Annotated in this window: 18 protein-coding genes and 2 pseudogenes; 12 read left to right on the forward strand and 8 right to left on the reverse strand. The window is 72.9% G+C overall.

The features are described from left to right. Window positions 1-106: 106 nt before the first annotated feature. The 7 genes and pseudogenes from ACP4IX_RS25360 (at window position 107) to ACP4IX_RS25390 (ending at window position 8,961) form a co-directional block, all read left to right on the forward strand. Window positions 107-724: a L,D-transpeptidase gene (locus ACP4IX_RS25360; protein ID WP_426556723.1), complete on the forward strand. Its 618-nt coding sequence runs from the start codon at window positions 107-109 to the stop codon at window positions 722-724. 431 nt (window positions 725-1,155) lie between these two features. Then, the gene (locus tag ACP4IX_RS25365) at window positions 1,156-2,613 is read left to right on the forward strand and encodes an aldehyde dehydrogenase family protein (protein WP_426556725.1); all 1,458 of its coding nucleotides are present in this window, start codon (window positions 1,156-1,158) and stop codon (window positions 2,611-2,613) included. A 409-nt stretch (window positions 2,614-3,022) separates the two neighbouring features. Continuing rightward, window positions 3,023-3,218, forward strand: a pseudogene (locus tag ACP4IX_RS25370) (P1 family peptidase); the annotation flags it as partial. Window positions 3,219-3,538: 320 nt separating this feature from the next. After that, window positions 3,539-6,322 (forward strand): ATP-binding protein, encoded by a 2,784-nt coding sequence (locus ACP4IX_RS25375; RefSeq protein WP_426556727.1) that lies wholly within the window; start codon window positions 3,539-3,541, stop codon window positions 6,320-6,322. Between the two features lie 160 nt (window positions 6,323-6,482). Then, window positions 6,483-6,896: pseudogene (locus tag ACP4IX_RS25380) on the forward strand (alpha/beta fold hydrolase); the annotation flags it as partial. Window positions 6,897-7,221: 325 nt separating this feature from the next. Further along, entirely contained in the window at window positions 7,222-7,362 is a 141-nt protein-coding gene (locus tag ACP4IX_RS25385; protein ID WP_426556729.1) for a hypothetical protein, read from the forward strand. A gap of 192 nt (window positions 7,363-7,554) precedes the next feature. After that, window positions 7,555-8,961, forward strand: coding sequence for an MFS transporter (locus ACP4IX_RS25390; protein ID WP_426556731.1), 1,407 nt, complete (start codon window positions 7,555-7,557; stop codon window positions 8,959-8,961). Between the two features lie 46 nt (window positions 8,962-9,007). Here ACP4IX_RS25390 and ACP4IX_RS25395 read toward each other — a convergent pair whose 3' ends face one another. From ACP4IX_RS25395 to ACP4IX_RS25420, 6 genes are all read right to left on the reverse strand, one after another. Continuing rightward, complete coding sequence (locus ACP4IX_RS25395; RefSeq protein ID WP_426556733.1) at window positions 9,008-11,035, reverse strand: helix-turn-helix domain-containing protein; 2,028 nt, start codon at window positions 11,033-11,035, stop codon at window positions 9,008-9,010. Window positions 11,036-11,135: 100 nt separating this feature from the next. Beyond that, window positions 11,136-11,936, reverse strand: a complete 801-nt coding sequence (locus ACP4IX_RS25400) for a 3-hydroxybutyrate dehydrogenase (protein ID WP_426556735.1) — start codon at window positions 11,934-11,936, stop codon at window positions 11,136-11,138. A 54-nt stretch (window positions 11,937-11,990) separates the two neighbouring features. Beyond that, the gene (locus tag ACP4IX_RS25405) at window positions 11,991-12,470 is read right to left on the reverse strand and encodes an NUDIX hydrolase (RefSeq protein ID WP_426517954.1); all 480 of its coding nucleotides are present in this window, start codon (window positions 12,468-12,470) and stop codon (window positions 11,991-11,993) included. A gap of 68 nt (window positions 12,471-12,538) precedes the next feature. Beyond that, the gene (gene lnt, locus ACP4IX_RS25410; RefSeq protein ID WP_426517956.1) at window positions 12,539-14,152 is read right to left on the reverse strand and encodes an apolipoprotein N-acyltransferase; all 1,614 of its coding nucleotides are present in this window, start codon (window positions 14,150-14,152) and stop codon (window positions 12,539-12,541) included. A 455-nt stretch (window positions 14,153-14,607) separates the two neighbouring features. Further along, entirely contained in the window at window positions 14,608-15,150 is a 543-nt protein-coding gene (locus tag ACP4IX_RS25415) for a hypothetical protein (RefSeq protein ID WP_426517958.1), read from the reverse strand. Window positions 15,151-15,229: 79 nt separating this feature from the next. Next, window positions 15,230-16,015 (reverse strand): glutamate racemase, encoded by a 786-nt coding sequence (locus ACP4IX_RS25420; protein WP_426556737.1) that lies wholly within the window; start codon window positions 16,013-16,015, stop codon window positions 15,230-15,232. Window positions 16,016-16,054: 39 nt separating this feature from the next. Here ACP4IX_RS25420 and ACP4IX_RS25425 point away from each other — a divergent pair, with 39 nt between their 5' ends. Beyond that, a complete protein-coding gene (locus ACP4IX_RS25425) occupies window positions 16,055-17,263 on the forward strand; it encodes a glycosyltransferase (protein ID WP_426556739.1) in 1,209 nt (402 codons plus the stop codon). Window positions 17,264-17,282: 19 nt separating this feature from the next. Here the strand turns inward: ACP4IX_RS25425 and ACP4IX_RS25430 are convergent, their stop codons facing one another. Continuing rightward, window positions 17,283-18,596: a TerD family protein gene (locus ACP4IX_RS25430; RefSeq protein ID WP_426556740.1), complete on the reverse strand. Its 1,314-nt coding sequence runs from the start codon at window positions 18,594-18,596 to the stop codon at window positions 17,283-17,285. 295 nt (window positions 18,597-18,891) lie between these two features. Between ACP4IX_RS25430 and ACP4IX_RS25435 the strand changes: the two genes are divergently transcribed. The 4 genes from ACP4IX_RS25435 (at window position 18,892) to ACP4IX_RS25450 (ending at window position 23,561) form a co-directional block, all read left to right on the forward strand. After that, entirely contained in the window at window positions 18,892-19,332 is a 441-nt protein-coding gene (locus ACP4IX_RS25435; protein WP_426517966.1) for a DUF6643 family protein, read from the forward strand. A gap of 42 nt (window positions 19,333-19,374) precedes the next feature. Continuing rightward, the gene (locus tag ACP4IX_RS25440) at window positions 19,375-20,202 is read left to right on the forward strand and encodes an MOSC domain-containing protein (RefSeq protein WP_426556742.1); all 828 of its coding nucleotides are present in this window, start codon (window positions 19,375-19,377) and stop codon (window positions 20,200-20,202) included. A gap of 206 nt (window positions 20,203-20,408) precedes the next feature. Next, window positions 20,409-21,014: an Rv1733c family protein gene (locus ACP4IX_RS25445; protein ID WP_426556744.1), complete on the forward strand. Its 606-nt coding sequence runs from the start codon at window positions 20,409-20,411 to the stop codon at window positions 21,012-21,014. 108 nt (window positions 21,015-21,122) lie between these two features. After that, window positions 21,123-23,561 carry a right-handed parallel beta-helix repeat-containing protein gene (locus ACP4IX_RS25450; protein ID WP_426556745.1) on the forward strand — a complete coding sequence of 813 codons (2,439 nt, stop codon included), beginning with the start codon at window positions 21,123-21,125 and terminating at the stop codon, window positions 23,559-23,561. A 257-nt stretch (window positions 23,562-23,818) separates the two neighbouring features. Here ACP4IX_RS25450 and ACP4IX_RS25455 read toward each other — a convergent pair whose 3' ends face one another. Beyond that, the gene (locus ACP4IX_RS25455) at window positions 23,819-25,387 is read right to left on the reverse strand and encodes an MFS transporter (protein ID WP_426517974.1); all 1,569 of its coding nucleotides are present in this window, start codon (window positions 25,385-25,387) and stop codon (window positions 23,819-23,821) included. Window positions 25,388-25,477: the final 90 nt, after the last annotated feature.

The following is a 25,477-nucleotide window of genomic DNA, read 5'->3' on the forward strand; positions in this document are numbered from 1 at the left end:
ACTGGTGTTCTCCTCGACCGGCTACGGAACAGTCGTTTCCGACGGCACGGAACGTCCGGCCGGCGCCCTGCGGTAAGGGCACATACCTGAGGAGGACACACTCGCCATGAGCATGACGGACAGGGTGGTGGTAGGGATCACCGCCACGGCCGTGCTCGCCACCGGAGCGGTCACCGCCACTGCCCAGCCGACCGCCGGTGCACCGTCGGCTCCCCACGCCGCAGCCGCGTCACCTGTGGCGCTGGTGTTCGTGAAGAACGCGAAAGACCCGTCCAACTCGACCCTTCAGGTCTGGAACGGCAGGACCCGCGTCGCCAGCTACCGCGCCGGGTCAGGTCTGGGAACTGCGGCCAACAACGGGACGCCGGCGGGCAAGAGGTACCGGGACGAGTGCGCGAAGAACGTCGGGTGGCTCCCCAACGGCACGTACCGACCGTCGTCGTTCGAGACCAGCCGGAACAGGACGATCAAGGGGTACGCCATCGGCCTGCCTGCTAAGAACTGCCACCCGCGCAAGACCCAGCGCAACGCGCTGTTCATCCACAGCGAGATGACCAGGGACAGGAAGCAGGGGCCACGCAACGGAGCCGACGGCCCGCAGCGCTGGGACGGGGTGTCGGACTACAAGTCCAACGGCTGCATCAAGCTCCACCCCAACCACATCGCCCAGCTGTTCAGCTACATGAACAAGCACGGGCGCGCTGCCCTGCTCACGGTGCGCTGATTCACGCATAGCCCACAGCGCAGTTCGCCGAACCTTCCGTTCCCGGAAAGCCTCGGCTTCCGGGGACGGAACGTCTTGAACCAGCACGGGAGTCAGCACCGCACCGTCGCATCACCCTGAACTGCGCGTCCCGGACGGTACTCGTTTCGACCAGCACCGATCCCCTGAACCGGCTTTCCACGAGCCGGCATGGTGGCCGCGCGCATAGCCTTCTCCGGGCAGTTGGGAGGGCAGCCTGCGGGTGCCGTGGCCTGCAGGTAACGTCCACTGAGAGCCACGGGTCGGGTCTCAACACTGCCCCGATACTGACGTAAGCGAGCCGCCGGCCGGATGTCAGTCAGCTGACGGAGGCTGTCGGCACGGTGGCCCAGCCATTCTCGTGGAGACATCGAACCCGCCCGGTACCCGGGTGAGACCACGAGGAGCGGACCATGAACACCATCGCGCAGCACTGGATCAACGGACAGTGGGCCGGCTCCGACTCGGTTCTGGAATCGATCAACCCGGCCGACGGCACCGTCGTCGGCTCGTTCTACGACGGCGGCGAGGCAGAGGCCTCGGCCGCCGTGGACGCAGCCGCCGCCGCGTTCGAGACCACCGAATGGGCGCGCACTCCCTCGCTCCGGGCGACCGCGCTCAGCCGGCTGGCCGACGCCCTCGAGGCCCGGGTACCCGAGGTCGCGGCCATGTTGTCCCGGGAGAACGGCAAGCTGCTGGGTGAGACCACGTGGGAGGTCAGCGGTGCAGTCGGGTGGCTGCGGTACGCGGCGGCCTCTGTGCGCACCCAGACCGCCGGGCGCGCCGCCGAGACGGCACCCGGCCAGTACACCCACTCGGTGCCCGAGCCGCTCGGTGTCGCCGGGATCATTTCTCCCTGGAACTCCCCCATCATGCTGACCGTGCGGGCACTGGGCCCGGCGCTGGCCGCCGGCTGCACCGTCGTGGTCAAACTTCCGGCTCAGACGGCACTGACCAATGAGCTTTTCGCACAGGTCCTGGCCTCGGTCCCGGAGATCCCGGCGGGCGTGGTCAGCGTGTTCACCGAGTCCGGCAACACCGGGGCCCCGTTCCTGGTCTCCTCGGACAAGGTCGACGTGATCAACTACACCGGCAGTACGCCGGTCGGGCGCCATATCGCGGCCGCGGCCTCCACCACACTCAAGCGGCTCGGTCTGGAACTGGGCGGCAAGGCGCCCATGGTGATCTTTCCCGACGCCGATCTGGACATGGTGATCCCCACCGTGGTGCAGTCGCTGGTGCTGATGAACGGGCAGTTCTGCTGCACCGGCTCCCGTGTACTGGTTCACCGGGACATCGCCGACCAGGTGCGCACTCGGCTCACCGCCGCGCTCGCACAGGTGCGGCTCGGGTCGGGCGACGACGAGAAGGCCCAGCTCGGCCCGGTGATCGACCGGGCGTCCGCCCAGCGGGTGGATGCGATCGTCGAGGAAGCCACCTCGTACGGCACGGTACTGCTGCGCGGTGGTGTGGTCACCGACGGCCCGCTGGCCGCCGGCGCGTTCTACCGGCCGAGCCTGATCGAGGTGGACCGCACCGACGTCCGGATCGTGCAGGAAGAGGTCTTCGGTCCGGTCCAGACGTTCGAGATCTTCGACGACGAGGACGACGCCGTGGCCAAGGCGAACGCCACCATCTACGGTCTGGCCGCCTCGGTGTTCAGCTCGGACTCGATGAAGGCCCGCCGGATCGCCCGGCGCATCCGCACCGGCACGGTATGGATCAACACCTGGGGAGCCATCAGCGAGGACTTCGAGGAGGGCGGCGTCAAGGGCAGCGGTTACGGCTACTTGTGCGGCCCGCGCGCGATCGAGGAGTTCCAGGCCCTCAAGGTGTACGTGGAGCAGGACCACACCCAGTCCGCTCACTGATCAGATCATGACCTGGCCCGGCGCCCACCTGGGCACCGGGCCGTCCCCTGCACGGGAAGGCTGCACCTGGCGTCGATTCTGGTCACCGGAGCGACGAACGGTCTTGGTCTCGCTCTGGCGGAGGAGCTCGCGGAAGCCGTGACCAGTTGCTTCCGCACGGTCGTGCCCCGCAGCGACCGGTGCCGATCGCGCAGCGTTTCGGGGCCGAGCAATACATCGCCGACCGGTCCGCTCTGGCCGAGACCCAGCGACTCACGGTCGAAGTGGCGGCACGACGCGATCGCCTCGACGCGCTGGTCAACAGCGCGGGTGTGGGCTTCACCTGGAACGGCACCAGCCGAAGCATGTCAGCGGACGGATACCGGCAGCGGCCGGCGGTGGGCCATCTGAGCCCTGTGCTGTTCACCCGGCAACTGCCCTGGCCGGCACGGCGTACGACGGCGCCCGTGCCGTGCGCCCGGTGCACCTGCTCGACGACGGCGACACGTTGTTCACGCCGACGACGGGGACGCACCCGCTCGGCACCGCGAACCCGCTGGCCCTGGACAACGTCCTCACGGCGGGACGCGGTGACCCACGCGACCGTACGCGCTGTGGGCACCGCGGAGTGGGTCGCGCGCTCATCGACGGAGCCGAGACCACCAAGGTCCTCAACGCCGCTCAGGCAGCCAACGTCGACGCCCCCCACATCACCCTCATCAGCCAACTCGAAGGGCTCCCCGGGAAGGCTGACTGCCCTTGGTGCTGTCGTTGCGGTGGGGCTGCGGCGCCCGACGGGTGTTCTGCATGATCTTCGTCCGGGAGCTGTGGGTGTCGGCGCGGCAGATGGCTTCAGGCTCCGTTTGCCGGTGGGTGCGATACTTCCTGGTCAGGTGCGTAGCTAGTGTTTCGACTGCTTCGCGAGGCAGGACGAGGGACGCGGCGGATGTGGGCGAAGTCGGGGACAGGCATGGGCGTCGGCCCGACCGGGCTGGTCGGCCGGGAGGGCGAGCTCGCCGAGCTTGCGGCGTTCCTGGACATGGCCGGGACGGACGGAGCTGTCCTGCTGCTCACCGGTGATCCGGGCGTGGGGAAGACGGCACTCCTGGACGCGACCGCCGAGCTGGCGGTGGCGAAAGGGGTGCGGGTCGTCCGCGGGAGCGGTGTCGAGTACGAGACGGACATCAGCTTCGCGGGGCTCCATCAGCTCGTCGGCTCGCTGCCGGACGAGCTCGGTCGTCTGCCGCGTTCCCTGCGGGAGGCCCTCGAGGTCGCCCTCGGTCTCGGCGCCGGTCCCGCGCCGAACCGGATCGCCGTCCTGAACGCGGCACTGTCCCTGTTCGACGAGGCCGCGAAGGAGCGGCCGTTGCTCCTCGTGGTCGATGACCTTCATGTCGTCGACCAGGCGAGCCGGGCCGCGGTGGGTTTCGTCGCCAGAAGACTGGGGGGCCGCCGCATCGGACTGCTCGGAGCGCAGCGGGTGGAGTCCGGCGAATCCTTCCGGTCCACCGGTCTGTCGGAGCTCGAGGTCGCGCCGCTGGGTGACGCGGACGCCCTGCGGCTGCTGTCCCGACGCTTTGCTCACCTTCCCCGCCGGGTTCTTTCGACCGTGGCCCACGAGGCGCAGGGAAATCCCCTGGCGCTGCTCGAGTTCGCCGGGTCCACCGAGGTGTCCGGCGACCGACACGGCCAAGGGGCGAGGTGGGCGAGCGGCCCGGGGCGGGATGTCCGCGCTCTGTACGGCGCCCGCGTCGGACGACTGCCGCGGGGAACGCGTGAGGTACTGCTGCTCGCGGCTCTTGAGGGCTCCGGCGACATCGGCGTCCTTGAGGCGGCCGGCGGGCCGGGCAGCCTTGAGGAACTCGCTCCCGCGGAGCGTGACCACCTGGTCATGGTCACGGAGAACGGCCGCGCGGTGCGCTTCAGGCATCCACTGGTCAGGTCCGCGGTAGTCGACGGTTCCACCGGTGAACAGCGGCGCGGCGCCCACCGCCGGCTGGCCGACGCGCTGGCCGACCAGCCCGAGCGACGCGGTGATCACCTCGCGAGAGCCACGACGGCGCCCGACGAGGCGGTCGCCGCCGTCGTGGAGTCGGCGGCCGGGACCAGCCTGCGGCGCGGTGACGCCGACGGCGCGATAGCGAGATTGCGGCGCGCGGCCGAGCTGAGCCCCGACCGAGCGGACCGCAGGCGCCGCCTGTCGCAGGCCGCCTATGCCGCCGCCTGGGTCGCAGGCCATCTGGAGGTCAGCCACGAGATCATGCGTGAGGTCGAGGCCAATCCGGCGGCCCGGTCGCTCTCGGCGGCCGCGACGGCCGGCTTCCTGGTGCTCGTCACGGAAGGCGACGCCGATACGGCCCATGCGCTCCTGATGGAGGCGGTCGAGCAGGCCCCGGTGATGCCCGGACCGCCACCTGAGGAGCTGGAGACCGCGCTGTTCACCCTCACCCTCGCCAGCCAGTACTCGGGCCGGCCCGAGCACTGGCAGCCTCTGGTCGACGTGCTCGCCCGGTTCCCCGAGGCGGCGCCCGCCGCCGCGGCGTCGCTGGGGCGCGTCCACCACGACCTCGGCTCCGTCACCGACGGCATGCTGCGCCGCCTGGACGAGGAGATCGCGCGGCTGAGGAGCCAGAGTGACGCCGACGTGGTCATCCGCACCGCCCTGACCGCCTCGTACCTCGACCGGCTTCCGGGCTGCCGCGAGGCCGTGTCCCGGGTCATACGCGACGGCGGCGCGGTGGGATCGAGCATGCCGGCCCTGATGTTCATCGCCATGGACGACCTGTACGCCGGCCGGTGGCAGGCGTCGGCCGGCGCCGCGGACGAGCTCATCGCACTGTCCGAGGAGACGGGGTACCACCTGTTCGCCCAGGTGGGGCACTACGTCGCCGCAATGGCCGCGGCCCAGCGCGGCGCCCTCGACGCGTGCCGGGAACACTGCGAGGACATCTGGGGGTGGTCGGGTCCCAGGAGCCTGCGACGGTTGGAGAACTGCGCCCACCAGGCAGCAGCCCGGGCGGCCCTCGGCGCCGCCGACTTCGAGACGGCGTTCCGGCACGCCACGGCGATCTGCGCCCCGGGTGTGCTGCCGCCGTTCAACCCCGAGGCCGTGTGGTCCGCGCCGGACCTCGTCGAGGCCGCCGTGCGCTCCGGGCGGCACGCGGAGGCGCGACGACACGCGGACGCGCTGCGCGACGCCGGTGTCGGTCACCTCTCGTCGCGGTTCGCGCTGAGCGCGGCCACGGTCACGGCGATGACATCGGCTGCCGAGGACATGGTCCGGTGCTTCGAGGAGGCACTCGGGCTGCCGGGCGTCGAGCAGTGGCCCTTCGAGGTCGGCCGTGCTCATCTGGCGTACGGCGAGAGGCTGCGCCGTCAGGGGCTCAACCGCGAGGCCCGGGTGCAGCTGGCCGCCGCCCGCGGCCGCTTCGAGGAGCTCGGGGCCCGTCCGTGGGAGGCCCGGGCCGCGGCGGAGCTCCGCGCCACCGGGATGACGCGGACCGGCCGGAACAAGGCCGGCGAGGCTCTCACCCCGCAGGAGCTGGAGGTCGCCAGGCTGGCGGCGACGGGGCTGTCGAACCCGCAGATCGCGTCGCGTCTGTTCCTTTCGCCGCGGACCGTGTCGTCGCATCTCTACCGTGTGTTCCCGAAGCTGGGGATCACGTCGCGGGCCGGGCTCCGCGATGCTCTGGAGGCGCTGCCTCCCGAGCCTCCGGCCACCCGGCTGTGAGAGCTACCGGTCGGGTCCCAGCACTGCCCCGGTACTGACGTAAGCGAGCCGTCGGCCGGGTGTCAGTCAGCTGACAAAGGCTGTCGGCACGGTGGCCGAGCCATTCTCGTGGAGACATCGCATCCGCCCGGTACCCGGGCGAGACCACGAGGAGCGGACCATGCCGTTCGTCACCACCGGCGACGGAGTCGAGATCTTCCACAAGGACTGGGGCTCGGGACGGCCGGTCATGTTCCACCACGGCCGGCCGCTGAGCTCGGACGACTGGGACGCCCAGCTGCTGTTCCTCGTCCGGCGGGGCTACCGCGTCGTCGCCCACGACCGTCGCGGGCACGGGCGCTCCACCCGGGTCGGCCACGGCCACGACATGGACCGCTACGCGGCGGACGCCGCCGCCGTGGTGGCGCACCTCGGCCTGCGCGACGTCGTCCACGTCGGCCACTCCACCGGCGGCGGAGAGGTCGCCCGGTACGTCGCCAGGCGCGGTGCCGGCCGGGTCGCCAAGGCCGTCCTCATCGCAGCGGCCCCGCCGCTCATGGTCCGAACGAGATCCAAGCCCGCAGGGCTGCCGGTGGCTGGGAGACACGCGCCCACCTCGACGCACACCTCGCCGCGCCCCGGATGCCGGAACTCGTCCCGCAGATGCTCGAACTGATCGACGGATCCATCGAGGACGGCATCCGTCTGCTGTGTCCGTTCCGCCCCGCCCACTAGAGCAGGACGCCCGCCGACGTCGGCGTCGACGCCGACGGAGCGCACCGCCGCGAACCAATCCCTCGGGTGCTCCCGGTGACCGCTGTCCGGGAGCACCCGCTCCGACGACACGCGCAGGAGAGACACGACGTGGCCACCACATTGATCACCGGCGGCAAACAGGGGCCTCGGTCACGAGATCGCCCGTGGACATTCTCGTCAACAACGCCGGGATCCTCGGCGAAGTGACCGCCCCCGAGGACATGACGGCCGACCAGATCCGCCACGTCCACGAAACCGACGTCAACCGGCACGGGAGTCAGCACCGCGCCGTCAAATCACCCTGAACCACGCGTCCCGGACGGCACTCGTTTCGACCACCACCGATCCCCTGAGAGGCCTTTCCATGAACTGGCATGGTGGCCACACCATAGCCAACCCCCGAACTATGTAGCCCCGCCACATGTGCGCCTGACCAGCACATTCCTACGGTGTGGCGACACGCAAACGTCCCCGTCACACCCCAGGAAGTGGTGCCGATGTCGTCGCCCGCAACCGCTCCACCGGCCCCGAACAACCTCAAGCGCATCGTCGCCGCGTCCCTCATCGGCACCACCATCGAGTGGTACGACTTCTTCCTCTACGGCTCCGCCGCCGCCCTCGTCTTCAACCAGCTGTTCTTCCCGGACTCCGACCCGCTGGTCGGCACGCTGCTGTCGTTCCTGACGTACGCCGTCGGGTTCGCCGCGCGTCCGCTGGGGGCGCTCGTGTTCGGCCACTACGGTGACCGGCTCGGGCGCAAGAAGCTGCTGGTGCTCAGCCTGTTGATGATGGGCGGGGCGACCTGCGCGATCGGGCTGCTGCCCACGCACGCGACGATCGGCACGGCCGCTCCCGTGCTGCTGACCGTGCTGCGGCTCGTCCAGGGCTTCGCGCTCGGCGGTGAGTGGGGCGGCGCCGTGCTGCTGGTGTCGGAGCACGGGGACGCGCGCCGGCGCGGGTTCTGGGCGTCGTGGCCGCAGACCGGTGCGCCGGCGGGGCAGTTGCTCGCGACGGGTGTGCTGTCGCTGCTGACGGCCGTGCTGTCGGACTCCGCGTTCGACAGCTGGGGCTGGCGGATACCGTTCCTCCTCTCCGGCGTGCTGGTCATGGTCGGTCTGTGGATTCGCCTGTCCGTCGACGAATCGCCGGTCTTCACACAGGCGTTGGCACAGGCCGAGGCGCGCAGGGCGCAGGCCCGTGAGGCGGCCGCCGAGGAGCTTCCGCTGGTCTCCGTGCTGCGGCACCACTGGCGCGACGTGCTGATCGCGATGGGCGCGCGGATGGCGGAGAACATCAGCTACTACGTCATCACCGCCTTCATCCTCGTCTACGCCACCGCCTCGGCCGGCCTCTCCGAACAGACGGCGCTCAACGCGGTGCTGATCGCCTCGGCCGTGCACTTCGCGGTCATCCCAGCCTGGGGCGCGCTGTCGGACCGGATCGGCCGCCGTCCCGTGTATCTGCTGGGCGCGGCCGGTGTCGGACTGTGGATGTTCCCCTTCTTCATGCTGATCGACTCCGGCCACTTCGGCAGTCTGCTCCTCGCGGTGACCGTGGGCCTGGTGCTGCACGGCGCGATGTACGCGCCCCAGGCGGCCTTCTTCTCCGAGATGTTCGCGACGCGGATGCGCTACTCGGGTGCCTCGATCGGCGCCCAGTTCGCCTCCGTCGCGGCCGGTGCCCCCGCGCCGCTGATCGCCACCGCGCTGCTGTCCGAGTACGACAGTTCCACCCCGATCTCCCTCTACGTCATCGCCGCGGCCGTGCTGACGCTGATCGCCGTGGGTGTGGCGAAGGAGACCCGCCACCGGGACCTCACCGAGGTCATGTCCTCCCCCGGGGGCGGGGGCGTGAGGGAGGCGGGGGAAGGTGCCTCCCCCACGCCGGAGGTGCGCACCCGCTGACCCGCCGCCCCACCCGCCGGCCCCCGTACGCCCTCGTGTGCGGGGGTCAGTGCCGTGCCGGGGCCGACAGCCGGTGGAGTCTGAGGGCCAGTTGTATCTCCAGTGCCCGGTCGGGGCTCTGCCAGTCGTCGCCGAGGAGGCGGCCGACGCGGTCCAGGCGCTGGGCGACCGTGTTCACGTGGACGTGCAGGCTGTCCTTGGTGCGGGCGGGACTCATGCCGCTGGCGAAGTAGGCGTCGAGGGTCCGCAGGAGTTCGGTGCCGCGCCGCTCGTCATAGGCCGCGACCTGGCCGATGGTGCGCTCGACGAAACCGGAGACGTCCTGGTTACCGGCCAGCAGCAGGCCCAGGAACCCGAAGTCCTCGGCGGCGGCACCGTCCCCGGAGCGGCCCAGCAGGCGCAGGGCGTCGAGGCAGCGCCGGGCTTCGCCGTATGCGGCGGCCACGGAGTCCGGATGCCCGGCTGGGTTCTCCACCGGGGCGGAGGCGCCGACGGTGACCGCCTCGTGGACGGCCGTGCTCAGCTGGAGGGCGGTGCGGCGGGCCAGGTCGGTGGCACCGTCCCCGGCGGCCAGGGGCAGCAGCAGTACGGTGCCGCCGTCCCGGGCGGCGGCCAGGCCGTGCCGGGTGGCGGCGAGGTGGGAGGCGGCGGCCCACAGGCGTCGGCGCGCGTCCGCCTCCTGGTCGGCGTCGGACGCGGTGGCGTCGAGGCGGGCGGCGAGTACGACGTGGGTGGCGTCCAGGTCGGCGCGCAGCCGTCGGGCGCGGTCGCCCAGCAGGCGCGGGTCGCGGTCACGGGCGTCCAGCAGGTCGTCCAGCAGCTCGCCGCGGACTCGCTGTTCGGCCTCGGCGGCGGAGCGCCGGGCGAGCAGGAGGAGGGAGGTGACCATCGCGGCGCGTTCCAGGGTGAGCTGGTCCACGGGATCGAGCCCGGGGTGGCCGCGCAGGACGAGGGCGCCGAGCAGTTCGCCGCCGGCGGTGACGGCGGCGATCCAGTCGTCCTCGTGCCGCACCGCGTGGCCCTCGGCGCGGGATGTCTCCAGGGCTCGCGCAGGTGCCCGGTCGGCTTCGGTGAACTCGACGGTGCCGGCCAGGACCTGGGAGACGGCGGCGGCCACGTCGTGGACACCGCCGCCGCGCAGGACGAGTTCGGTGAGCCGGTCGTGGACGTCGGAGGCACGCTCGATGACGCCGCTGCGGTCCCGGATGATCTCATTGGCCCGTTCCAGGCCGGCGAGGGCCGAGCGGGTCTCGGCGAGCAGGTTGGCGGTGTCGATGGCGGCTGCCGCGAGGGCGGCGAAGGAGCCGAGCAGGGCGATCTGTTCGCGTTCGAAGACGCGGGCGCGCCGGTCCGCGGCGAAGAGCACGCCGATGACGTGGTGGCCGAGCGTCAGCGGTACGCCGAGGATGGCGACCAGGCCCTCGTCGCGTACGCCCGCGTCGATGGTGCGGGTGTGCTGGAAGCGGGCGTCCTCGAAGTAGTCGTCGGTGACGTAGGGGCGGGCGGTCTGGGCGACGAGGCCGCCGAGTCCCTCCCCCATGCCGAGCCGAAGCTGCTGGAAGCGGGCCGCGACCGAGCCTTCGGTGACGCGCATGTAGGTGTCGCCGCGGGCCGGGTCGTTGAGGCTGAGGTAGGCGACGTCGGTGCCGAGCAGTGAGCGGGCCCGCTGCACGATCGCGCGCAGGACGGCGTCCAGGTCGCGCAGTCCGGCGAGGTCGTGGGCCGTCTCGAACAGTGCGGACAGCTCGGCCTCGCGCCTGCGCCGGCCCTCCAGTTCGGAGCGCACGCGCAGGGCGAGGCTCTTCGCCTGTTCGAGCGCGGCGATCCGCTCGGCCGGTCCTCCCTCGGCGCGGGCGAGCAGCACCGGCTGCTCGTAGGCGTCGGCGGACGCGCCCCGGGCCAGCAGGTCAAGGAAGGGCGTCTCGACGGTGGCGGGCGCCGGGGCCGTGGCATCGCCCGCATCACGGGGCGACGCACCGGCGCCTCCGGCACCTCCGGCATCTCCGGCATCTCCGGCCGATGCTCCGGCGCCGTGGGCGGAACGCTCGGCGGACTGCACGTGATCGCGGGACATGCTCACAGGATTCCCCATCGCGCTGTCGTCCCGGCGGCCCTGTGGAAACCCGGGCCGCCGGGGGCACCCACCGGGCTCGGGACGCGGGTCGCCGTCCTGCTCAGTGCGCGGTCCAGCCGCCGTCCAGGGCGAGTGAGGTGCCGGTGACGAAGGACGCCTGCGGGCCGCACAGGTAGGCCACGGCCTCGGCGACCTCCTCCGGTTCGATGAGCCGCCGCACCGCGCTGTCCCTCAGCAGGACGTCGGTCAGCACCTGTTCCTCGGGGATGCCGTGCGCCCGGGCCTGGTCGGTGATCTGCTTCTCGACGAGCGGGGTGCGCACGTAGGCGGGGTTGACGCAGTTGGAGGTGACGCCGTGGGCGGCGCCTTCGAGGGCGGCGGTCTTGGACAGGCCCTCCAGACCGTGCTTGGCGGAGACGTAGGCCGCCTTGTAGGCGGAGGCGCGCAGGCCGTGGACGGAGGAGATGTTGACGATACGGCCCCAGCCCTGCCCGTACATGTGGGGCAGGGCGCCGCGGATGAGGCGGAAGGGGGCCTCCAGCATCACGGTGAGCACGGTGTGGAAGACGTCGGGCGGGAACTCCTCGATCGGCCGCACCAGCTGCAGCCCGGCGTTGTTGACGAGGACGTCGGTGCCGGCGGCGGCGCGTTCCGCGGCGTCCAGGTCGGTCAGGTCCAGGACGCGGGGTTCGACGCTGCCCGCGAGGTCCCCGCAGCTCTCCGCGAGGGCGTCCAGCCCCGCGGCGTCCCGGTCGACCGCTCTGACCTCGGCCCCGGCGGCGGCCAGCCGCCGCGCACAGGCACGGCCGATGCCGCCGGCGGCACCGGTGACGAGGGCGGTACGGCCGCCGAGGTCGAGCGGGGAGGCGTGGAGGGCCGGGAGGGCGCTGGGCGAGGTCATGTCCCGACCCTAGGCAGCGTCCGCCCCGCCCCCCATGTGGGCACACCCCATACTTCAGAGGGAACCCGTGGGGTCGAACCATGTGGGGGCGTCGGACAGCGCCTGCTTGACGCGGGCCTGCCCGAATTCCCTGAGGTCCGGCAGGGCGTCCACCGCGAACCAGCCCACGTCCAGCGACTCGTCGTCGTTGACCCGGGCCTCGCCGCCGACGGCCCGGCAGCGGAAGGTGATGTCCATGTACTGGCAGACGTCGCCGTTGTCGTACGTGACCGGGTTCAGCGCCTGGACGAGGACCACACGCTCGACGACACACCGTACGGCCGTCTCCTCCTCGACCTCGCGCACGGCGCAGGCGGCGGGCTGCTCCCCCGGCTCCGGGATACCGCCGATCAGTGACCAGCGGCCGTTGTCGGACCGCCGGCCGAGCAGCACCCGGCCCTCGTCGTCGAAGACGACGGCGGTGACTCCGGGGAGCCACAGCAGCTGGTGTCCGGCCGAGGCGCGCAGGTCGCGGATGAAGTCGGGAGTAGCCATGCGTACGACCCTAACGGGCCCCTCGGGTCACTCCGGGCGGTGTCTCGGGGCGTTCGGCGGGCGTACGGCTACACGCCCCGGGCGCGTCGCCCGCGCACGCCCGCACCGACGGCCCAGCCGAGCCCGCCGGCCGCGACCAGCAGCAGGGCGATCTCGGGCACCACGCCCAGCCGGGTGGCGGGCGTCTCGGAGGAGCGCAGGGGTACCTCCTGGACCAGGGAGTCCGCCACGAACATGCCGGTCTTCTGGGTGACCCGCCCGTCCGGCATGATGATCGCACTGACACCGCTGGTCACCGGCACGGTGACGGTCCGGCTGTGCTCGACCGCCCGGATGCGGGACATGGCCAGCTGCTGGTAGGTCATCTCGCTGCGGCCGAACGTCGCGTTGTTGCTGGGTACGGAGATCATCTGGGCGCCGTCGGTGACCTCGGAGCGCACCGCCCAGTCGAAGGCGGCCTCGTAGCAGGTGACGAGCCCGACCTTGGTGCCGGCCATGGTGAACACGCCCGGTTCGCTGCCCCGGCTGAAGTCCTGGCTGACCATGGAGGTCCACTCGTCGTTGATCGCCCCGATGAGCGAGCGCAGCGGCAGGTACTCGCCGAACGGCTGGATCTGCCTTTTGTCGTAGGTGTCCACGGGGCCCTTTTCCGGGTCCCACAGGATCTGCTCGTTGAGCAGCTTGCCGTCGCGTTCCACGACGCCGCCGACCGAGATGGGCGCGCCGATCGCCTTGGCGGCCCGGTCGATGACGAGGCGCGCGTCGGCGTTGGCGAAGGGGTCGATGTCCGAGGAGTTCTCCGGCCAGAGCACGAAGTCGGGCCGGTCGGCCCTGCCGGCCTTGATCTCGGCGGCCAGGCGCTGTGTCTCGCGCGCGTGGTAGTCGAGTACGGCCCGCCGCTGCGCGTTGAAGTCGAGGCCCGCGCGGGGCACGTTGCCCTGGATCACGGCGACGGTCGCGGTCCCGTCCTGCGCCGTGTCGCTGACCAGCGGCCGGGCGGCCACGGCGGCCACGAGGGGTACGGCCACACCGAGGAGTGCCACCGCCGCCGCACTCCGCCGCAGCTCGCGGGTGCGGTGCGCGCGGACGGCCAGGCGCACGACCTCGTAGAGGCCGAAGCCGCACCACACGACCGCGAAGCCGAGTACCGGTGTGCCGCCGAGCGCGGCGAGCGGCAGGAACAGGCCGTCCGCCTGACCGAACGCGACCTTCCCCCAGGGGAAGCCCTCGAACGGCACACGCGCGCGTGCGGCCTCTCCCGCGGTCCACAGCGCCGCCGACCACACGGGCCAGGCCGGCAGTTTCGACACCGCGGCGACGCCCGCGCCGACCAGCGCGACGAAGAGCGCCTCGATCGCGGCCAGCGCGATCCAGGGCCCGGGGCCGACCTCCACGCCGGTCCAGACCAGCAGCGGCAGCAGGAAGCCGAGGCCGAAGAGGTAACCGAGGCCGAGGCCCGCCTTCCAGCCGCGGCCGCGCAGCACCCAGCCGAAGACGCCGAAGGCGGGCAGGGCCAGCCACCACAGGGTGCGCGGCGGGAAGCTGACGTAGAGCAGCACTCCGGAGAGCGCGGCAGCGGCGGCCGGGAGGAGGCGCCGGAGCCACGCGGCGGCACCCGGAGCGGGTGTCGTCTGCGGCTGGGTCCGGTCCGACTCGCCGACGGAGGTTGCGGTGGCTGTCACCCCCCGGAGTGTACGGCGGGTGACCACGCCGCCGACAGCGCGGTCCGCGGTCGCCGCGGGCGTCCGGTGCCGCGTCGTACCGGACGCCGCACGCCCTGCGGCGCTCGTCGCGCCGCACACCGGTCGCCCGCGTCGCCGACGGGCCCCGCACCGGGCCGGGCGGTCGTCGCCGTCGGCAACGCGCTGACCTCACCATGGTGCCGGTGGATGCGGGACTCCGCGCGGGGCCGGCCACGGCCCTCCCCGCGCCGCCGAGTCACCGGAGCGGGCAGCTACCGGTGTGCGACCGCGGGACGATCGGCTCGCCGGGTGAGGGCGGTGCGGGGTGTCCGCGTGGATGCGGGTGGATGCGGGTGGATGCGGGTGGCCGCGTCGGTGCGGGCGGGGGCGGTCCGGTGCGGAGGGCGGCCGCAGCGGTTCCGGGTGGGCCTCGCCGGGTCGGCCCCCGAGTGCGCTCAGTGCGCCGGCCCCGGCGCCTTGGGCCGCAGCCGGTCCTTGATGACCTGGACGGCCGATTCCGCGTCGTCCACGGTGATGGTGAAGGTGTGTCCGTCCCACAGTCGCAGGACCACGCCCTCCCCCCGGCGTACGACGACTGCGGTGCCCTTCTCCGGCCGCCAGCGGTAGCCCCAGCCGCCCCAGTGGCGCGGGGTGACGTGCGGGGCGAACTCGGCGCCCGCGACGTGGGACAGGGGGATGCGCCGCCGGGGCACGCCGATGTGGCCGCAGCGCACCTCGAGGCACTCCTCGTCGACTCTCAGCGCGACGTGCACGAACGCCAGCGTGCCGAAGAGCACCAGCAGCCCGGCCGCGATACAGCCGACGACCGCCATGGCCAGCGGGGCGACGCCGGACTCCCAGGCCGATTCGACGGCCAGCGCGATGCCGAACGCCATGCAGGCGGCACCGAGGAGCGCCAGCAACCACTGGACCCGGTTGGTGGCACGTCCGGTCCAGACGTCGGGCTGGGGGGTGGTCTCGCCGTGGCGATGCCTCATGGATACGAGGTTACTCACGTTTCGCTGCGCGCGTACCTCGTCGCGCAGGGTGACTGGGCCGACCGGGCGTGCCCGCCGGTCAGCGGGCCGGTGTGGCCGCTCGCAGGAGCCGGCCCTCGTCGTAGGCGAGCGCGGGCGCGGGCAGTGTGCCCTCACGTCCGCTCAGCAGCACGGTGAGGGTGCCCTCGGCCGGGGCCCCGGGGTCGGGGCGGGCGCCGATCCGGCGCAGCGCCTGGGCGGCGACCGCACCGGCGGAGCCGTGCAGGACGAGACGCGGGGCGCCGGGGCGCTGCACGGCGGTGCGGATGCGTTCGGCGACCAGTTCGTAATGGGTGCAGCCCAGAACGACGGTCGTCACCGCGTCCGGTGTCAGGGCGGCCGCGGCCGCGACGGCCGCGGTGATGGCGGTCTCGTCCGCGTGCTCCACGGCGTCGGCGAGCCCCGGGCACGGCACTTCGGTGACGGCCGCGTCGCCGGCGAACTCCTTGATGAGGCCGCGCTGGTAGGGGCTGCCGGTGGTGGCGGGCGTGGCCCAGATCGCCACGGGGCCGCCGCCGGCCGCGGCGGGCTTGATCGCCGGGACGGTGCCGATGACCGGCAGCGCGGGCTCGAACCGGGCGCGCAGCGCGGGCAGCGCGTGCACGGTGGCGGTGTTGCAGCCGACGATCAGGGCGTCCGGACGGTGCGCGGCGGCGGCCTCGGCGACGGCGAGGGCCCGCCCGGTGAGGTCCTCCGGGGTGCGCGGGCCCCAGGGCATGCCGTCGGGGTCGAGGGAGAGGATGAGATCGGCGTCCGGTCGCAGGCGCCGTACCGCGGCGGTGGCCGCCAGCAGACCGATTCCGGAGTCCATGAGCGCGATCTTCACCCGGCCACCATAGTCGATGGGCCGCTTCGGTCCGGTGTCGTGGGGCAGACTGCGCACGTGAGCGCCGATGCGTGGACTGCCGTCGTGACCGTCGTATCCGCCCTGTCCCTCGCCGCCTGGCTGTGGCTGCTGCTCGCCCGGGGCTTCTTCTGGCGTACGGACGTCGGGCTGCCGGCCCGGGAGGAGCCCGGCTCCTGGCCCTCCGTGTGCGTGGTCGTCCCGGCGCGCGACGAGGCGGCGGTCCTGCCCGCGAGCCTGCCGTCGCTGCTCGCGCAGACGTATCCGGGGCGGGCGGAGGTCTTTCTGATCGACGACGGCAGCACGGACGGCACGGGTGAGCTGGCGTGCGAGCTGGCCCGGCGGCAGGAGGGTCTGCCGCTCACCGTGGCCTCGCCCGGGGAGCCGCCCGCCGGCTGGACGGGCAAACTGTGGGCGGTGCGGCACGGCATCGACCTGGCTCGTGCGCGTGAGCCCGAGTTCCTGCTGCTCACGGACGCCGACATCGCCCACGCGCCGGACAGCCTGCGCCGGCTGGTGGCGGCGGCCCGCACCGGTGGTTTCGACGTCGTCTCGCAGATGGCCCGGCTGCGGGTGGAGAGCGTGTGGGAGCGGCTCGTGGTGCCGGCCTTCGTCTACTTCTTCGCGCAGCTGTACCCGTTCCGGTGGATCGGCGGGAAGGGGCGGACCGCGGCAGCGGCGGGCGGCTGTGTGCTGCTGCGCACCGATGCCGCCGAGCGGGCGCGGATCCCGGACGCCATCCGGCACGCCGTCATCGACGACGTGGCCCTCGCCCGGGCGGTCAAGGAGAGCGGCGGCCGCCTCTGGCTGGGCCTGGCCGACCGGGTGGACAGCGTGCGTCCGTATCCGCGGCTGCACGACCTGTGGCGGATGGTCTCGCGCAGCGCTTACGCGCAACTGCGGCACAACCCCCTGGCGCTCGCCGGAACGGTCGTCGGCCTGGCCCTGGTGTACCTCGTGCCGCCGGTGGCGGTGGTCGTGGGCGCGGTGACGGGGAGTACGGCGGCGGCCGTCCTCGGTGCCGCCGCGTGGCTGGTGATGGCGGGGACGTACGTGCCGATGCTGCGCCACTACCGGCAGCCGCCGTGGCTCGCTCCGCTGCTGCCGTTCACCGCGTTCCTGTATCTCCTGATGACGGTCGACTCGGCGGTGCTGCACCACCGGGGGCGGGGCGCGGCCTGGAAGGGCCGTACCTACGCCCGTCCGGGCGCCGTGCCCGAGGAGGGGTGAACGCCCGCGCCGGGAGGGTTCACTTCCGGCCGGGGGTCCAGTTCATGCCCCAGCCGTAGGCGTGGTCGACCGTCCGCTGCGGGCTCACGCCGCGTTCGGGGACCAGGTAGCGGGCCTCGCGCCGGACGACCAGGTCGCTGCCGGTGTCGGTGATCAGCGCGAGGGCGCACACCGTCGAGGGGACCGTGCACTCGTCGAGCGAGAAGTCGATCGGAGCCCCGTGCTGCGGCTGGAGGGTGACCGTGGCGTGCAGGTCGGCGAAGGAGCGCGCGCCCTCATAGATGGTGACGAAGACGAGGATGCGCCGGAAGTGCTGCTTGTGGTCGAGGTTGACGGTGAGGTTCTCGCCGGTCGTCACCGCGCCGGTGCGGTCGTCGCCGTCGAGGTGGATGAACGGCGGCTGGTGCAGGGACCCGAAGGCGTTGCCGAGGGCCTGGACGACGCCCTTGCTGCCGTCGGTGAGTTCGTACAGGCAGCACAGGTCGAGGTCGAGGTCGTCGTGCGTGGCGACCGGGCGGCCGAGTTTGCGGGCCCAGCCGGAGAACTGCTTGCGCACCTGCCAGTTGAGGTTGACGCGCAGGGCGCCGGAAGTACCGCCCTGCTTGGCCAGTGAGACGGAGGGTGCCGCCTTGGTGAGCGTGACCTTGGTCAGACGGACCGGTTCGGCGGAGGGCTGCGCCGTCGGCGGGGGCGGCGGGGCGGCTGCGGCCGACGGGGGCAGGGGAGCGGTCGGGGGCGCCGACGGGCGCGTGGTGGCCGTGGGGGCGGCCGGTGCCTGCGGGGGCGCCTTCGGGGCCGCCGGGGGTGCCTGCCGCGGCTCGTCCACCGAGATGCCGTAGTCCGTGGCCAGGCCTTCGAGCCCGGTGTCGTAGCCCTGCCCGACGGCGCGGAACTTCCACGCGCCCTGGCGGCGGTAGAACTCGCCGAGCACGAAGGCCGTCTCGACGGTCGCGCCCGGGTTGTCGAAGCGGGCCGCCACGGTGTTCCGCGCGGCGTCGCGGACCTCGATGTACAGATCCGGGACCCGTCCGAACGATCCGCCGTCCGAGGAGGCGGCGAGGATCACGGTCTCGATCGCGGGCTCCACGCGCGCGAGGTCGACGAGCAGACTGTCGGTCACCCGGCCGCCGGCCTCCCGCTTGCCCTCGTGGCGGACCGCGCCGGAGGAGTGCGCCGGCTGGTTGTAGAAGACGAAGTCCACGTCGGACCGGACCGCCCCACCCACCAGGAGCAGGGCCGACGCGTCCGCGTCGGGCACCCCGGGGCCGGATCGCCAGCCCAGTTCCACCCGCAGCGCCGTCGTGGGCACCGGAGTGTTTGATCCTTTCGGCATTGACATGTCCGCCCCCATCACGTGTCACCGAGCCGGGCCGTGTCCCGGCGGCTCACCGGGCTTTTTCCCGCCCAACCTATTCTCTCGCCGCCCATCCCCAGCAAGCAGTGCGGAAGGGGTCCGGACAACCGCCGGTAACCCGCCCGGAACTCGCCCTTTACCCCAAGAAGGCGTGGCGTGACGCCCCATTTTGCCGAGTTCGCTCGCATTGGGGATCCCTGGTCACTGCGGACACGGAAAACAACCCTCTTATCGGTCTCCCCAATCAGCACATCGTGGGCTTAACTTATGTGCCATGACCTCCCCCCGCTCCACTTATGGTGGCGGCTATTACTCCGCCTCCTTCCCGGACACTCCGATCTACGACTCACTCGTGGCCGAGCGGGGCACCCCGCAGATCGCCCCGATCCGGGTCCCCGCCGCGTACGACGCGCCGGGCAGCCATCTGCCCGCGCTCCCCTCGGCTCTGCCCGCCCTCCCGGCGGGCCCGTCCCAGCCCTCCTACGGCTACCCGCAGCAGGCGCCGCAGCCCGCCCCGCTGCAGCAGGCCCCCGCCGCGTACATCCCGCACCAGGCGACCGCCCCACGCGGGTACCCCGGCCCTCAGCAGGCGCAGCAGCCACGCCCGGCCGCGCCCGGACCCGCGGGGTACGAGGCGATGCGCCCCACGGCTCCCCGGCCGGCCCCGGCGCCGTACCAGGACCCGTACAACCAGCAGCAGTACCGCGGCTACTGAGCCGTCGTCGGGGTTGTCGGTGCCCCCTGGCACGATGACCCCATGGCGAACGCGCGACTGCAGTCGATTCACGTCCATCCGGTCAAGGCGGCCCGGAGCCTGTCGCTCCGGGAGGCCGCTGTGGAGCCCTGGGGGCTGGCCGGGGACCGCCGCTGGATGCTGATCGACGACGGGGGAAAGGTCGTCACGCAACGCCAGCAGCCGCGCCTCGCCCTGGCCGCCGCCGAGCTCCTGCCCGGCGGTGGCGTGGTGCTGTCCGCGCCCGGCCGGGAGCCGCTCACGGTTCCGGCCCCGCGTGGAGCGGGCACCGTGGTTATGGAGATCTTCCGAGACAAGGTCGAGGCGCTGCCCGCGGCGGGCGAGGCCGCGCACTCCTGGTTCAGCGCCCTGCTCGGAGCGGACGTGCGGCTGGTGTACCTGGACGAGCCCGCCACGCGCCGGCCCGTGGACCCGCGGTACGCGCTGCCGGGCGAGACCGTCTCCTTCGCCGACGGCTTCCCGCTGCTGCTCACGGCCACGGCCTCTCTCGACGCCCTGAACTCCCTGATCGCCCAGGGCGAGCACGCGGACGAGGGCCCGCTGCCCATGAACCGCTTCCGGCCGAACGTGGTCGTCGCCGGCACCGACCCGTGGGCCGAGGACGGCTGGTCCCGCATCACCGTCGGCGAGGTCGCCTTCCGGGTCGTCAAACCGTGCGGGCGGTGCGTCGTGACGACGACCGACCAGGGCACCGCCGGGCGTGGCAGGGAGCCCCTGCACAGCCTCGGGCGGCATCGCCGCATCGACGGCAGACTGGTCTTCGGGCAGAACCTGGTCCCGGTCGGCCGCGGCACGGTCCGGGTCGGCGACCCGGTGCGGATCGTCGAGTGACGTGCCGCGTCCCCCGGGGGGCGTGTTCCGGACACCGGCGCGTACCCGGGAACCCGGTCCGCGGCCCGCGCGTTGAGCCTTGGCGAGACGTTCGTGAGGGACCCGGCCGCGAGCCCGGTCGGGAGGCGTGGCCGCTCTCCATGACCGACCCCCGCACGTGAGCGGCTCGAACCGGGGCCGGTACGAAGCGGGGAGGGGAGCGGATCGTGCGGGCGATCAGCGGGCTCTGGCGCTGGCGGCACAACGCCCTGTGCCGTGCGACCGACCTGGCCGAGGCCTGGGTGGCACTGGCCGGACTGCTGCTGATCCTGTCCCTGGCCCCGCTGATCGGCACGCTCGTGGGCGGCGCCGCGCAGGACGCCCTGCAGCGGTCGGTGCGCGACCAGCAGGAGTCCCGGCACCGGGTCACGGCCACCGTGGTCCGTGCGCTGGAGCGTCCCCCACTGACCGTCCACCCCGAGGGCGCGTCCGCCGTGGACCTGCGCAGCCGTGTCCTCGCCGGCTGGACCGCGCCGGACGGCTCGCGGCACGAGGGTCCCCTCATGGCGGGCATCGACGACCCCGGCACCGGCGACCGTTTCGCGATATGGACGGACGCACACGGCCGGACGGTGGCCCGCCCGCTGGACTCCCGGACCGCGGCGACGCACGCCGTGCTCGCCGGGTTCGGCGCCGCGGTGGCGACCGCCGCCCTGGTCGAGACCGTCCGGCGGATCGTCGTGTGGCGCATGGTCCGCCACCGGTACGCGCGCCTGGAGCAGGAATGGGGCAGGGCGGGCCCGGACTGGGGCAGGACCGGCGCGGACAGCTGACGGGCTTCCGCCTCCGGTCAACTCACCACCTGTGCGCACGCTACGGTGGACCGGCCGAACCGAATCGGCGACGACCCGCGTACGACGAGGTGGGGGCACAGCAACGCCATGGCACAGGGCACGGTCCAGGTGACGCACACCGGCACCTCGCGGTGGCGGCGCCGCACAGGTGAGTACGCATCGCTCGCCGCCGCCCTGGAGGCCGCGGCCGACGGTGACGTCCTCACCATCGCGCCCGGGACCTACCGGGAGAACCTCGTCGTCCAGCGGGCGGTGACCCTGCGCGGGCCCGAGGGCTCCCAGGGTTCCGTCCGGATCGCGCCCGTCGACGGCGTCCCGTTGACCGTGCGCGCCTCGGCGGTGGTCCAGGACCTGCACGTGGAGGGCCAGGACGCGGCGGCGCCCGCGGTGCTCGTCGAGGAGGGCACGCCGGAGCTGCTGGGGCTGCGGGTGGTCACGCGTTCCGCGTCCGGGATAGAGGTGCGCGGCAGCGCGCGGCCGACGGTGCGGCGTTGCACCGTCGACAATCCGGCCGGTGTCGGCATCGCCGTCCTCGACGGCGGGGGCGGTGTCTTCGAGGAGTGCGAGGTCGTCTCGGCCGGTCAGGCGGGCGTCGCGGTGCGCTCGGGCGCCCATCCCCGGTTGGTGCGCTGCCGGGTCCACCACGCCGCGGGTTCCGGCCTGACGGCGACGGGCGAGGGATCCTCGCTGGAGGCCGTGGGCTGCGAGGTCTACGAGGTGCGGGGCAGCGGCGTGCAGGTCACCGGCCGGGCCACCGCCCACATGACCGACTGCGACGTGCACCGCACCACCGGCGACGGCGTCACGCTCGACACGGACGCGGTACTCACGCTCGCCGACTGCCGAATCCACGAGATCCCCGAGAACGCGGTCGACCTGCGCTCCCGTTCCGTCCTCACCCTGACCCGGACCACCGTGCGGCAGTTCGGGCGCAACGGCCTGTCGGTGTGGGATCCGGGCACCCGGGTCGACGCCAACCAGTGCGAGATCTTCGACAGCACGGGCGACTACCCGGCCGTCTGGGTCAGCGACGGCGCCACCGCGGTGCTCGACTCCTGCCGGGTGCACGACGTGCCGGACGCGCTGTTCGTCCTGGACCGCGGCTCGCGCGCGGACGTCGTCGACAGCGACCTGTCCCAGGTGCGCAACACGGCCGTGTCGGTGAGCGACGGCGCCACCGCGCAGCTCGACGACTGCCGCATCCGGGACGCGGCCACGGGCGCGTGGTTCCGCGACCACGGCAGCGGCGGCACCCTGAACAACTGCACCCTGGACGGCAACCGCACCGGCGTGATCGTCACCAAGGGCGCCGACCCCACCATCGAGCGCTGCACGGTCGATTCTCCCTCGGAGGCGGGGGTCTACGTGTCGGCCGGAGGCCGCGGCAGCTTCCTGAACTGCCGCGTGACCGGCAGCGCCGGTTACGGCTTCCATGTGATAGACGGCTGCCGTACGACGCTGCGCAAGTGCCGTACGGAGCGCTGCGCGCGCGGCGGGTACGAGTTCGCGGACGGCGGCCCGGACGCCGCGTACGACTCCGGCCCGATCGTCGAGGACTGCGCCAGCGACGAGAGCGGCGGTCTGACGCCGCCCGCCGCGCCGGAGCCGGTCGTGCAGACGGTGAGCCAGTCCCCCGGTCTGCTGGGCTCCATCCCGGGGCAGCGCAGCACCGAGCAGGAGCCCCTGATCGCGGAGGGCGGGCCGCGGGAACCGGCGCGGACCTCGAAGGCCGTCCTCGGCGAACTGGACGCGCTGGTCGGCCTGGACAGCGTCAAGCGCGAGGTGCGGGCGCTGACCGACATGATCGAGGTGGGCCGGCGCCGGCAGCAGGCGGGCCTGAAGGCCGCGTCGGTCAAGCGCCACCTGGTCTTCACCGGCTCCCCGGGCACCGGCAAGACGACGGTCGCCCGCCTGTACGGAGAGATCCTCGCGTCCCTCGGCGTCCTCGACAAGGGACACCTCGTCGAGGTGTCGCGGGTGGACCTGGTCGGTGAGCACATCGGCTCCACGGCGATCCGCACCCAGGAGGCGTTCCAGCGGGCGCACGGCGGCGTGCTGTTCATCGACGAGGCGTACGCACTGTCCCCCGAGGACGCGGGCCGGGACTTCGGCAAGGAGGCCATCGACACGCTGGTGAAGCTGATGGAGGACCAGCGGGACTCGGTCGTGGTGATCGTCGCGGGGTACACGGCGGAGATGGAGCGTTTCCTGTCCGTGAACCCCGGAGTGGCGTCCCGGTTCTCACGGACCATCACCTTCGGCGACTACGCACCCGAGGAGCTGCTGCGGATCGTGGAGCAGCAGGCCGACGAGCACGAGTACCGGCTGGCGCCGGGCGCGGCCGAGGCGCTGACGGAGTACTTCACGGCGCTCCCCAAGGGCCCGGCCTTCGGCAACGGCCGCACCGCCCGCCAGACCTTCGAGGCGATGGTGGAACGGCACGCGAGCCGGGTCGCCCAGCTGGCCGACCCCAGCACGGACGACCTGACGCTGCTCTACGCCCAGGACCTGCCGGAGCTGCGGTAGCCGGGCCCCGCCGCAGCGCCGGGCGCCCCTTGGCCCGTTCTCTGTTCCCCGGTGCCGGAATCCGCGCCGGACCAGGCCGCTCACACGGGTGTGCGCCCGGCGTCGAGGCGCCCCGCCCACCCGTCGGGGCGGCCGAAGACGCCACCGCGGTCCCCCGCCCGGTTCGACGACGTCGCCGAACGGCTCGCCGCGCCAGGCGGGTGCGGGGCGACGGGCGGGGTCGTCATCGGCGGGCGGGCCGCTCCGGTGACGCGGCCTCAGGACGCTGACGCAGCCGGTCGTACGGGCTCCGGGTCCGGCTCCTGTGTCGCGGCGGGGGTTCCCGCGCCGACCGGAGGGACGTGGCGCAGCAGTGCCGCCACCAGGACCGCTGTCGTCAGGGCGAAGGCCGCGCTCGTGGTGGCTGCCGTCTGGAGCCCGGCGGTGAACGCCTCCTTCGCGGCGGCCAGGAGTGGCCCACCGTCCGGCAGACGTTCCGCGGTGGCGATCGCGGCACCCACGGTGTCCTTGGCCGCGGCGGGCGCCTCGTGGGGCATCTCGTCGCGATAGACCGCGACCGCGACCGTGCCCGTGACGGCGATGCCGAGGGCGAGGCCGAGGTCGTAGGCCGTCTGCCCCGTCGCCGCGGCGGCACCCGCCTTCTCCGCGGGTGCCGAGTCGACCGCCAGGGCCGTGCCCAGGACGCTGATCGGGGCGACTCCGAACATGATCACGGCGAGTCCGAGCGAGACGGTCAGGACCCCTTCGGCCGAGGCGATGGCGGCGTAACCGGTGAGGGAGAGCAGCAAGCCGCCGACCAGGACGTACGCCGGGCGGTAGCGGCGGGCGAGGACCGGCGTCAGTTGGGAGCCCGCGATCAGGCCCGCCGCTCCGGGCAGCAGCCACAGGCCTGCCTCCAGCGGTGACTGGCCCGCTACGGCCTGCAGGTACTGCGGGACGAGGTACTCGACGCCGTTGAGGGCGGTCATCCCGAGCAGCAGGGTGAGCAGCGCGCCGGTGAAGGCGCGGTCGCGGAAGAGCCGCAGGTCCAGCAGCGGTGCGGCCAGCCGGTTCTGCCGGCGTACGAACGCGACGACGCCGGCCGCGCCGGCCGCGAAGGCGACGGCGGGCTCCCAGGGGGAGGCGGCCGACGCCAGGCCCTTGACGGCGTACACCACGGGCAGGACGGCCAGCAGGAACAGTGCGACGCTCACCAGGTCGAGCCGTCCCGGGGCCGGATCACGGTACTCGGGAAGCAGCACCGGGGCCGCGACCAGCGCGAGCAGCATGACGGGCACGCCCATCAGGAAGACCGAGCCCCACCACCAGTTCGCCAGCATCACCCCGCCGACGACCGGTCCGACGGCCAGGCCGACCGAGAGTGCGGTCACCCACATCGCGATGGCCGTCGCGCGCCGGCGGGGGTCGGTGAACATGTGGCTGATCAGGGCGAGCGTGGAGGGGAGAACGGCCGCACCGGCGACGCCGAGCACCGCGCGGGCCCCGATGAGTACCTCCGGGCTGGTGGCGTACGCGGCGGCCAACGACGCCAGGACGAATCCGGCCGAGCCGGTCATCAGCAGCTTGCGGCGGCCGATGCGGTCACCGAGCGTGCCCATGATGACCAGGGTGCCGGCCGTCAGGAAGCCGTAGATGTCGGTGATCCAGAGCACCTCGGCACCGCTGGGGCTCAGGTCGGCGGTGAGGTACGGCGTCGCCAGCCACAGCACTCCGAGGTCGGCGGTCATGAGGGTCACAGGGAGCAGGAGGAGGGCGAGCCCGAGCCATTGCCGGGTGCCGGCCGCCTTGCCGGGGGTTCGATATGTGGATGTGGTCGGTGAAGTCATGGGAGGACTGTGCGGGGTGGCGCTTCGGATCCGGCTCGGACGGTGTTGCGGTGGTGTTCGGTCCCGCGTGGGCGTGGGGGGTGGGAACGA

It is taken from the genome of Streptomyces sp. WG5 (assembly GCF_049974565.1).
GTDB lineage: Bacteria > Actinomycetota > Actinomycetes > Streptomycetales > Streptomycetaceae > Streptomyces.

Coding starts and splice junctions, on each gene's coding strand:
- ACP4IX_RS25390 (WP_426556731.1), top strand. CDS start 7,555: ATGTCGTCGCCCGCAACCGCTCCACCGGCCCCGAACAACCTCAAGCGC.
- ACP4IX_RS25440 (WP_426556742.1), top strand. CDS start 19,375: ATGGCGAACGCGCGACTGCAGTCGATTCACGTCCATCCGGTCAAGGCG.
- ACP4IX_RS25365 (WP_426556725.1), top strand. CDS start 1,156: ATGAACACCATCGCGCAGCACTGGATCAACGGACAGTGGGCCGGCTCC.
- ACP4IX_RS25360 (WP_426556723.1), top strand. CDS start 107: ATGAGCATGACGGACAGGGTGGTGGTAGGGATCACCGCCACGGCCGTG.
- ACP4IX_RS25405 (WP_426517954.1), bottom strand. CDS start 12,470: ATGGCTACTCCCGACTTCATCCGCGACCTGCGCGCCTCGGCCGGACAC.
- ACP4IX_RS25450 (WP_426556745.1), top strand. CDS start 21,123: ATGGCACAGGGCACGGTCCAGGTGACGCACACCGGCACCTCGCGGTGG.
- ACP4IX_RS25455 (WP_426517974.1), bottom strand. CDS start 25,387: ATGACTTCACCGACCACATCCACATATCGAACCCCCGGCAAGGCGGCC.
- ACP4IX_RS25395 (WP_426556733.1), bottom strand. CDS start 11,035: ATGTCCCGCGATCACGTGCAGTCCGCCGAGCGTTCCGCCCACGGCGCC.
- ACP4IX_RS25415 (WP_426517958.1), bottom strand. CDS start 15,150: ATGAGGCATCGCCACGGCGAGACCACCCCCCAGCCCGACGTCTGGACC.
- ACP4IX_RS25435 (WP_426517966.1), top strand. CDS start 18,892: ATGACCTCCCCCCGCTCCACTTATGGTGGCGGCTATTACTCCGCCTCC.
- ACP4IX_RS25430 (WP_426556740.1), bottom strand. CDS start 18,596: ATGCCGAAAGGATCAAACACTCCGGTGCCCACGACGGCGCTGCGGGTG.
- ACP4IX_RS25375 (WP_426556727.1), top strand. CDS start 3,539: ATGTGGGCGAAGTCGGGGACAGGCATGGGCGTCGGCCCGACCGGGCTG.
- ACP4IX_RS25400 (WP_426556735.1), bottom strand. CDS start 11,936: ATGACCTCGCCCAGCGCCCTCCCGGCCCTCCACGCCTCCCCGCTCGAC.